The sequence below is a fragment of the Streptomyces sp. NPDC048606 genome (assembly GCF_040650855.1).
Classification (GTDB): domain Bacteria; phylum Actinomycetota; class Actinomycetes; order Streptomycetales; family Streptomycetaceae; genus Streptomyces.
The window spans coordinates 1-7,091 of record NZ_JBEZIB010000083.1 but is presented as its reverse complement, the minus strand read 5'-3'; the positions used below and the strand labels follow the sequence as shown (position 1 = coordinate 7,091).

Sequence of the window (7,091 nt, the reverse complement as noted above, 5' to 3'; positions counted from 1 at the left end):
CGGGGGCCCCGCACTGCGTGATCGCCCGTTTCGAGCAGACCGCCCTGCGCCACCCCAGCCTCCCGGCCGTCGAACAGCACGCCGAAGTCACCGACTACGCGCGGCTGCGCCACCGGATGCGGGAGATCTCCAACGGCCTGGACCGCCTGGGGGTGCGGCCCGGCGACCGGGTGTCCGTCCGGGGCCGGGCGTCCGCAGAACTGGTGGCCGCTGTCCTCGGCGTCCTGCACGCGGGCGCCGTCCTGCTGCTCCTCGACGAAGCGCTGCCCCCGGCACGCGCCGAGGCGTTCACCGAGCAGGTCGCGCCGCGCGTACGGCTGGCCGCGTCCACGGCACCTCCCGGGCCCGGCGAGGTACCAGTCGGCGACCTCACCGCCGCTCCCGAGCACCCTCCGCACCAGCCTTCAGCCGCCCACCATGACGAGGCCTACGTCTTCTTCACCTCCGGCTCCACCGGCGCCCCCAAAGGCATCCTCGGTGGCCACCGCGGCCTCGCCCACTTCGTCGACTGGGAGATCAGCGCCCTGGGCGTCGGCCCCGGCGACCGCGTCGCCCAGCTGACCAGCCCCTCCTTCGACGTCGTGCTGCGCGACTTGTTCCTGCCGCTGTGCTCGGGGGCGACCGTGGTCCTGCCGGACGTCCCCGGCAACCTTCACGGCCGCTCGGTGCTGCCCTGGCTGGCCCGCACCCGGGTCACCGTGCTGCACACGGTGCCCTCCCTGGTCCGCGGCTGGCTGCGCACCGGCGGCCTCGCCGATCCGCTCGCGCTGCGCGCCACCTGCTTCGCCGGCGAGCCGCTGGACGCCCGGCTCGCCGAACAGTGGCGGTCCGCGGCGGCACCCGCGGGCGAGATCTGGAACTTCTACGGCCCGACCGAGACGACCCTGGCCAAGCTGGCTCACCGGGTCACGGGCGCTGAGGAACCCGGCGTTCTGCCCGTGGGCCGCCCGCTACCGGGCTGTGAGGTAACGCTCGTCGACGCCGACGGGACCCCGGTGCCGGACGGCGAGGCCGGCGAGGCCGTGCTGCGCGCGCCGTTCCGCAGCCACGGCTACCTGGACGGCGCCGGCCGGCCCACCGGAGGGTTCCGGCAGGTTCCCGGCGGCAGGCCCGGCGAGTGGCTCTACCACACCGGCGACCTGGCCTCCCGCACGGCCGACGGCCGCTACGTGGTGCGCGGCCGGATCGACGACCAGGTCAAGATCCGCGGCTTGCGGGTGGAGCCCGCCGAGGTAGCCGCTCACGTCCGCGCCGCCGTAGCGCCACACGGTGCCGGGGACGCGTTCGTCACGGCGGTTGCCCGGGAGGGGACGCCGGAAAAACAGCTCGTCGCGTTCGTCGACGGGGATCTGCCGCCCGCCGCGCTCACCGCCGCGGTCGCCGTGCTGCGCGAGCAGCTGCCGCTGGCCATGGTGCCCTCCGTGATCCATTCGGTGCCCGTCCTCCCCCTCACCGCGAACGGCAAGGTCGACCGTGCCCGGCTGCGCGAACTGGGCCGGCAGGCAGCCGCCGAGCACCACGGCCCCCTCTCGTCCGGGCCACCGGACTCCGCCTTGGACGGCAACCCCGTCCTGGACGCGGTACGCGCGGCAATGGCAACCGCGCTCGGGCGGGCCTCCGTCACCCCGGACTGTGACTTCTTCGCCCTGGGCGGCGATTCGCTGGCCGTTGCCGAACTGCTCGCGGTCCTCTCCGACGAGCTCGGCGTCAAGGACCTCGGCCACACCGACGTGCTGCGCGCGCCCACCCCGGCCGCGCTGGCAGCGCGGGCCGGCGCGTCGGCCACCACAGCCGACGGTGCACGCCTGGACTTCGGCAGCATCCCGCACGAGCCCGTCCTCGGGAAGTCGTATCCGCTGTCGCCGCAGCAGCGCCGGTTCGCCGCGTTCTACCTCGCCGGGCCGCCGCGCAACTGGTCCAACGTCCAGCTGCGGCTGCCGCTGCCCGACGCCATCTGCGAACGGGACCTGCATGCCGCCCTGCGGCTGCTGGTAGCCCGGCATCCGGGCCTGCGTACCCGGTTCACCACCACGGCGGGCACCACCCTCCAGCAGGTACTGGCCCCGGCGGATGTCCCGCTGCCCCTGCCGGTGAGCGACGTCGAGCCGGAGGTCCTCGCGGCCGAGCTGATCGCCGTACCCGTGCCGCTCTCCACGGGCTTTCCCTGGTCGGCCGTACTGGCACGCGGCATCGGAACCAGCGAACTGATCATGACGCTCAACCACATGATCACGGACGGCAGTTCCCAGGGCCTGCTGCGAACGGACCTGCGGGCAATCCTGGCCCACCTCTCGGACGGCGAGGAACTCCCTCCAGCGCCGGCCGGCCCAGCCTACGTCGAGTACGCGCGCCACCAGAATTCCGCCGAGGAGGCCAATGCCGCCCGACTGCGAGATTTCTGGCGGGGCGAGCTGGCCGGACTCACTCCCACCACGCTGCCACGGCACCCCGGTACGTGGCCAAAGGACGCGCGGGGCGCCTACGCAGCCCTGCGACTGACGCACTCGCCGGTCACCGCCGCCGGCGCACTGAGCTGCACACCCTTCGCGCTGCTGCTGGCGGCCTTCACTCAGGAACTGGCGGACCACCTGCAGCGCGACGACCTCGCCGTGCACATCCCCTCGACCGGGCGCCCGCACCCCGCCGTGCTCCGCGTCGTCGGCAACTTCCACAACATCGTCCCGGTACGCCTGACCCGCACCGCGACGCTCGCCGCAACGGCGCGGGCCACCCAGGCCGCCCTCGCCCGCTCGCTCGACCACCAGGGGTTGCAACTCGACACCCTGGTAGCCGACCTGGGCATGGACCCGGCAGCGGAGCCCTACCCCCTCAGCAGCATCCTGTTCAACGCCGTCCCCGGCCGCAGCCCGCTGCTGCCCGACAGCGCCGACCACGCTGCAGGCGCACTGCCGTACGACGTGCGGTACGACCTGATGGGCGTGGTCCGCGGACAGGACGACGCCTGGGTGCTGGAGCTGCACTACCGAGCCTCACTGCTGGACTCCAAGACCGCACAGCGGCTCCTGAACTCCATGGCCGGCCTCCTGGCCGGAGCCGGCCCTCTGCGAACACGACCCTGAACCTTCTGAACCAAGGCATCTCTCTTGTCACACCATGACGCAGACCTGATCGGTATCGGCTTCGGGCCGGGCAACCTGGCTCTGGCAATCGCGCTGAAGGAACGCCACCCGCACCTGAAGGCCGTCTTCCTCGAATCTCGCCCCGGCCCCGCCTGGCAGCCCGGCATGCTGCTCGACGGATCCGACATCCAGAACAACCCCATCCGTGACCTGATATCCCCAGTCAACCCGCGCAGCCGGTTCACGTTCATCAACTACCTCCACGAAACAGGCCGGTTCTTCGCCTACCTCAACCTCGGCGCGCAATACCCGCTGCGCAAGGAGTACGCCGGATACGTACGGTGGGTCGCCGAGCAGGTCGGCGCCGACGTCCGCTACGACGCGCGCGTCACCGAGGTCTTGCGCGACGGCCGTAACCCCGCCACCGCGGTCGTCCGGCTGGCCGACGGCTCCGAACTGCGCGCGCCCGCCGTGGTGGCGGCTCCGGGCCGCGCCCCGAACGTCCCGGAGCCCTTCACCTCCATCGCACATCCGCGCGTGCGTCACTTCACGGAGTACCTGGACGCGCTGTCCGAGGTCGCGGGGCACCGCGAACCGCGGGTGGTCGTGGTCGGCGGCAGCCAGAGCGCCGTGGAACTCGTCCTCGACCTGCGCTCCCAGCTGCCCCACGGCCAGGTCACGGGCCTCGTCCGGTCCTTCGGATACCGACAGAAGGACACCAGCCCCTTCATGGACGAGGTCTACCTCCCGGAGTTCACCGACTACTACTACGAGGCCTCCGAGGACGCCAAGAAGGCCCTCAACCGGGACCTTCGGTACACCAACTACTCCGCCGCCGACATCGATGTCATCCACACGTTGTACCTGAAGATGCACGAGGACCGGCTCGACGGCGCCGAGCGCGTCGACGTGCGGCGCTGCACCGACATCGAGGGCTGCGCCGCGGACGGCGAGCGGGTGACCCTCTCCCTACGCGAGCGGTACACGGGCGATACGGAAGAGCTCCAGGCCGACCTGGTCGTCCTCGCCACCGGCTTCAGGGACCTCGGCTCGCCCAAGGAAGGTGGAGAGTTCCTGCCCGCCCTGCTGAACGGTATCGCGGCCGGGGTACGGGCCACCGCATCGGGGCGGGCCGACGTCGGCCGTGACTACCGACTCCCCGCAGCGGACCCCGACGCGCCGTTCCCGCTGGTGTACCTCAACGGCCTGTGCGAGACCTCGCACGGCATGGGCGACGCCGGCTCCTTCAGCCTCCTCGCCCTGCGCGCGCGGGACATCGCCTCCTCGCTACACAGCCACCTCACCGGCCCGGACTGCCGCGCCCCGGGCGCCGGCACCGCCAACACCACCGCCGCCTGATCCGATGGAGGAAACGCACCACATGCACGGCAACGCGGAGCTGCTGGAGTTCCAGGAACGCCACGAGTCCAACGCCCGCACCTACCCCCGCAACCTCCCGCTCGCCATCCGGCGCGCGTCCGGCAGCCATGTGTTGGACATGGAGGGCAAGTCCTACATCGACTTCCTCAGCGGCGCGGGCGTACTCGCCCTCGGCCACGGCCATCCCCAGGTCCTCGACGCGATCGTGGAGCAGCTCCCGCTGCTCACCCACGGCCTGGACATCCCGACCCCGGTGAAGGCAGAGTTCACCCGCCGCCATCTGGAGATGCTGCCCGAGGGCATGCGCGACCGGATGCGGATGCACTTCTGCGGCCCCACCGGCGCCGACGCCGTGGAGGCGGCGGTCAAGCTGTGCAAGACGGCGACGGGCCGCAGCGAGGTCATCGCCTACCAGGGCGGCTACCACGGCTGCACGGCCGGCGCCATGGCGCTGACCAGCCTGGTCGCACCGAAGCGCCGTATCGGCAACCTGATGCCCGGTGTCCACTTCATGCCGTACTCCTACTGCGCGCAGTGCCCGCTGAAGCTGTCCTCGGACACCTGCGACGTCAACTGCGTCGCCATGCTGGAGTCTTCGCTGGAGGACAGCCACGCGGGCTTCACCACCCCTGCAGCGGTGATCGTGGAGCTGGTCCAGGGCGAGGGCGGGTCCGTCCCCGCACACCCGGAGTTCGTACGCCGGCTGCGCGAGGCGACCCGGGCCGCCGGGGTGCCGCTGATCGTGGACGAGATCCAGACCGGCGCCGGCCGTACCGGCACCTGGTTCGCGTTCGAGCAGTACGGCATCGAGCCGGACGTCATCCTGCTGTCCAAGGCGGTCGGCGGCGGTCTGCCCGTCTCGCTGATGATCTACGACGAGGCACTGGACGTCTGGGAGCCCGGCTCCCACATCGGCACCTTCCGCGGCAACCAGCTGGCCTTCGCCGCTGGCCTCGCCGTGATGGACGTCTTCGAGAAGGAGGACGTCCTGGCCAATGTCCGCGAACGCTCGGCCCAGGCCTTCGCCGCCCTCGCCCCATTGGCAGAGGAGCTGCCCAGCGTGCTCGACGTGCGGGGCAAGGGCCTGATGATCGGCGTGGAGCTGGCCGGCACCCACGAGGTGAGTGCCGCCGACCTGGCCCGGGAGATCCAGCAAGCGTGCTTCGACGCGGGCCTGCTGATCGAACGCGGCGGCCGTGACGACCGGGTGCTGCGGCTGCTGCCCCCGCTGAACATCGCCGAGGAGACGTTCGCCCGGGGCCTCTACATCCTCGCGACAGCCATCCGCGAGACGACCGACCGCCGCCTTACCGCCGCGTCTCGGACCTGAGGAGCGACCATGCACGCACTGTCGAAACGCTCCCGCGTCTTCCGGCCCCAGCCGATGTTCGAGATCCTGTCCGCCGCGCAGGACCTGGAACGGAGCGGCGTCCCGGTGATCCATCTGGAGATCGGCGACACCAAGGGCTTCGTCAATCCGCACGTCGTCCGCGCACTGCGGGCCGCCACCGAGAGCCCTCAGCTCGGCTACGTCGCCTCGGGCGGCACCCCGTCGCTGCGGCAGGCCTTCGCCCGCCGGTACGCACAGGAGAAGGGTGTCGCCTTCACCGAGCGCAACGTCGTCGTAGCCCCGGCGAATGCGCTGATCAGCCAGTACCTCGGGGTGACCTGTGACCCGGGCGATGCAGTGCTGATCCCCGACCCCGGCTTCCCCACCTACTTCCTGGGGGCGGAGTTCAACGGCCTGCGCGTGATCACCTACCCGCTGGACCCGACCGACGGCTGGAACCCGGACCCGCAGGGGATCGAGCGGCTGGTCCGCGACAACCCCGGCATCCACTGCCTGGTGGTCAACTCCCCGTCCAACCCGCTGGGCACCGTCATGGAGCCCGGCAGGCTGGACGCGTTGCTGGACCTGGCGGACCGGCACGGGCTGCACTGCCTGTTCGACGAGACCTACAAGAACCTGGTCTTCGACGGGCAGACGCCCGCGCCCCGCCATCGCCCCGGTGTCACCTATCTGTACTCGCTGTCGAAAGACGCCGCCGCGCCGGGCCTGCGGGTGGGCTGCGCGGTCAGCGAGAACACCGAGCTGATCGGCAAGCTGGTCGACTACAGCTCGCTGTTCTTCTCCTGCGGCCCCGGCCTGATGCAGGAGGCGGCGCTCGCCTACGTCTCACGGGACGACAGTACGGACTTCGCACGCGGCGTCCGCGAGGAGATCGCGGCACGGGTCGAGAAGGCGGACAGGATCCTCGGCGACGTCAACGGCCTGTCGTACGTCCGTCCCTCGGCCGCCTTTTACCTCTTCCTCGACATCTCCTCGACCGGCATGGACGCACGCGAGTTCGCCTACCGGGCGCTGCGCGAGCGACAGGTCTGCGTCTGCCCCGGCGACTCCTTCGGCCGGCAAGGCGCGGCATGTGTCCGCGTCACCCTCGCGGGCGATCCGGCCGAACTCGATGAGGGGCTGCGCCGGCTGGCGGAGTTCGTGCACGCGAACCAGCAGCTGGCCAGCAGAGGGGCATGAAACCGTACGGGGCCGGCAACCGCCCGCCGCGAGATGACCTCGTGGCGGGCCATTCGCCGGAACTCCCCGCGTCGTACGTGGCCCGCAAGTCCCATCGAGGC

4 protein-coding genes are annotated in these 7,091 nt (G+C 71.4%); all 4 read left to right on the top strand.

What is annotated here, in order from left to right; translation table 11 throughout:
- Positions 1-3,080 (top strand): AMP-binding protein (locus AB0D01_RS39275; RefSeq protein ID WP_363064145.1); only part of this gene is annotated, 3,080 nt, incomplete at its 5' end.
- A gap of 24 nt (positions 3,081-3,104) precedes the next feature.
- Complete coding sequence (locus tag AB0D01_RS39270; protein WP_363064143.1) at positions 3,105-4,439, top strand: SidA/IucD/PvdA family monooxygenase; 1,335 nt, start codon at positions 3,105-3,107, stop codon at positions 4,437-4,439.
- Positions 4,440-4,461: 22 nt separating this feature from the next.
- Positions 4,462-5,790 (top strand): diaminobutyrate--2-oxoglutarate transaminase family protein, encoded by a 1,329-nt coding sequence (locus AB0D01_RS39265; RefSeq protein ID WP_363064141.1) that lies wholly within the window; start codon positions 4,462-4,464, stop codon positions 5,788-5,790.
- Positions 5,791-5,799: 9 nt separating this feature from the next.
- Positions 5,800-6,990 carry a pyridoxal phosphate-dependent aminotransferase gene (locus AB0D01_RS39260; RefSeq protein ID WP_363064139.1) on the top strand — a complete coding sequence of 397 codons (1,191 nt, stop codon included), beginning with the start codon at positions 5,800-5,802 and terminating at the stop codon, positions 6,988-6,990.
- Positions 6,991-7,091 lie beyond the last annotated feature (101 nt).